Origin of the sequence: Streptomyces sp. NPDC047706, assembly GCF_043204795.1 — a bacterium.
In the GTDB taxonomy this organism is placed as follows: Bacteria; Actinomycetota; Actinomycetes; order Streptomycetales; family Streptomycetaceae; genus Streptomyces.
Genome location: NZ_JBIDCW010000063.1, coordinates 1 through 2,738, shown reverse-complemented (window position 1 = coordinate 2,738; position 2,738 = coordinate 1). Strand labels below are relative to the sequence as shown.

At 69.3% G+C, this 2,738-nt stretch carries 2 protein-coding genes; both read left to right on the top strand.

The annotated features are described in order from the left end of the window. The first annotated feature begins 463 nt into the window (after positions 1-463). Entirely contained in the window at positions 464-1,048 is a 585-nt protein-coding gene (locus ACGF8A_RS34500) for a hypothetical protein (protein ID WP_393114783.1), read from the top strand. A gap of 47 nt (positions 1,049-1,095) precedes the next feature. Then, a complete protein-coding gene (locus ACGF8A_RS34495) occupies positions 1,096-2,631 on the top strand; it encodes an ISKra4 family transposase (RefSeq protein WP_393114781.1) in 1,536 nt (511 codons plus the stop codon). Positions 2,632-2,738: the final 107 nt, after the last annotated feature.

Genomic DNA, 2,738 nt, shown 5'->3' with positions numbered 1-2,738 from the left:
CGGGCGAGTAGACCTTCATCACCATAAAAGATGCCTCCTACCCGGCCCCTGCCGGGGCCGGGATCAGAGGTGTCCACCACTCGGGGACAGGTCCCGCCCTTCCCGACGTCAATGCCGACCCATAGGCGTTCGTGTCCGGCGTCCATGCTGCCGTTCCGTTCCCTTTGGTGACCAGTGGGTTGTTGGTCCTTGGAACACCCTGCAACAGGCCCTTAACCAGCGATGACCGCAGATCTCAATCAGCACGTCAGAGCGTCCCGGAGGACCAGGTGGCCATTCAACGAAAGCCACAACAACAGCAGTTGGGCATCAGCCATGCCCGGTCCTCCCGGACCGTCGCCATTGTCCAGCAGTCTGGTATGGGTGCGGCTCTTCCTCAGTGAGCTGGTGATGCCGTGCGCCGTTGCCGTGCGTGCGCGGACGGCGGATCGTCGTGTCCTGAGGCGTGGTCTTGGAGGCGGCGATGGTGTCGTGGCTGGAGGAGATCGAGCGGCGGGAGGCGGCTGCCCGGGCCGAGATCAGTGAACTTCGCTCGCGGATGGAGGAGTTGGCTGGTCGTCTTGCCGAGCGGGAGGCTGTGCTGTCCCGGCTGGAGATCACCCGGGAGACGATGACGGAGATCCTGTCCGGTGAGGGGGCGGTGACGGTGTCTGTGGACGAGGCCGCGGAGGAAGTCCCGCTGCCGGCGGACCGGAGCCAGGCGGGATCTCCGGTCGGAGTGCGGCTGGTGCCGCAGTGGGAGCCGGGGCTTGAGGCGGATGTGCTGCCGCGCTCGTACCGGGACGTCGTCGAGGTGATGCAGGACGCGGTGCATCCGATGCGAGCGCATCATCTGTGCGCCGCGCTGGGGTTGTCGACGGACAAGAACAAGGTGGAGGGGTTCCGTTCGAAGCTGAAACGGCTGGTGGAGCGGGGCTGGCTGGTCGAGGACGAGCCGGGCCTGTTCGCGTGGGGTGGTGCGCGGCGGGCGGGCGCGGATGCGCCGGAGCACCAAGCCGCGGCCGACGGGCGGCGTCGCGCCGGTGCGGGGCCGGGCTCTCGTCCCTAGCGTCGATGGTGCCAACCAGATCGCCACTGTCCGAAGACGAGAGCCCGATGAACGCAGCGTATGAAACGGCCGCGGCGGCTGACCCCTTTGCCCGCGTGTTTTCTTCCCTCACTTTGCTGGCCACCCGCCTCTCCAGCCCCGAAGCACTCACCGCGACGCATGAACAGGCTGAGGCCGACGTCGAAGCAGGCTCCCGGGAACTGGGGCGACTGCTCCTGCAGGCCCATCTCGAGTGGCGGGCCCGCCACGAGGAGGACCACCTGTCCGCCCTCGAGCCGCAGGAGCGGGCTGTGCTCGCCGGCGGCCGGAGCAGGCTGGAGAAGGGCCACCGGCGGCAGCTGGCCACCGTGCTGGGGCCGGTGACCGTGACCCGGTGCGCTCTGCGCGGCGCGGGCATGACCAACCTCTACCCCGCCGACGCCATGCTGGGCCTGCCCCACGGGCGGCACAGTCTGGGACTGCGCCGCCTCGCGGTCCTCGAAGCGGCCCGTGGTTCCTACGACACCGCGCTGGAAGCGATCGACCGCAGCTGCGGGGGCCGGGTGGTGGGCAAACGCCAGGTGGAGGATCTGGTGCGGGCCGCGGCCGTGGACGTCGCCGCGTTCTATACGGCCCGCACTCCCCACCCGGCCCCGGCCGGGACGCTGCTGGTGATCAGTGTCGACCAGAAGGGAATCGTGATGCGCCCGGGGCACCTGCGCGAGGCCACCGCGAAGGCCGCCGCCAGGGCCCGGCGCACCTTCCGCACCCGGCTGTCGACCGGGGAGAAGTCCTGCCGCAAAAGGATGGCCACCCTCGCCGTCGTCCACGACGCCGAGCCCGCAGTCCGCCGCCCGCACGACATCATCGCCCCGCCCGGCGGCCGCACCGGAGTCCGCACCGTCCGCAAAGGACCCATCGCGCGGGCGAAATGGCTCACGGCTTCCGTGCGCGAGGACGCCGAAACGGTCATCGCCGCCGCGTTCGACCAGGCCGAGGCCCGCGACCCCGAACACCACCGAACCTGGGTGGTGCTGGTCGACGGCGCCGCCCACCAGCGGGAGTTGATCCAGACCGAGGCCGCCCGGCGCGGCGTCACGATCCACATCGTCCTCGACATCGTCCACGTGATCGAGAAGCTGTGGGCGGCCTCGCGGTGCTTCCACACCGCCACCGATCCCGCGGCCGAGGACTGGGTCGGCATCAAGGCCGCCCGGATCCTGGCCGGCGACGCCCCCGGCGCCGCCCGTGACATCCGCACCGAAGCCGACCGCCACCACCTCAGCGACGACCAGCGCGCCGCCGCCGACAAAGCATGCCGATACCTCGAGAACAACGCCGACTTCGTCCACTACGACCAGGCCCTGGCAGCAGGCTGGCCGATCGCCAGCGGCGCCGTCGAAGGAGCAGCCCGCCATCTGGTCGCCGACAGACTCGACATCACCGGCAGCAGGTGGACCGTCCCCGGCGCCGAAGCCGTCCTCACCCTCCGCACCGTCATCAGCAACGGCGACTTCCCCGACTACTGGATCTTCCACGCGCGGAAAGAGCACGAACGGCTCCATCCCTCACCCGACCAGCACATATACGCACTTCAAGCCTGACACGGGAACTCACTCAGCCCGGATCCACCGGCTGACGTCTGTGGACAACTTCTTCGGGAACGAGGAAGAGCCTTGTGACCTGCGATGATGGGAGTTCTTGAAGCTTC

Bases quoted from the DNA above. Each gene is read 5' to 3' on its own strand.
- ACGF8A_RS34495 (WP_393114781.1), top strand. From the start codon at position 1,096: ATGAACGCAGCGTATGAAACGGCCGCGGCGGCTGACCCCTTTGCCCGC.
- ACGF8A_RS34500 (WP_393114783.1), top strand. From the start codon at position 464: ATGGTGTCGTGGCTGGAGGAGATCGAGCGGCGGGAGGCGGCTGCCCGG.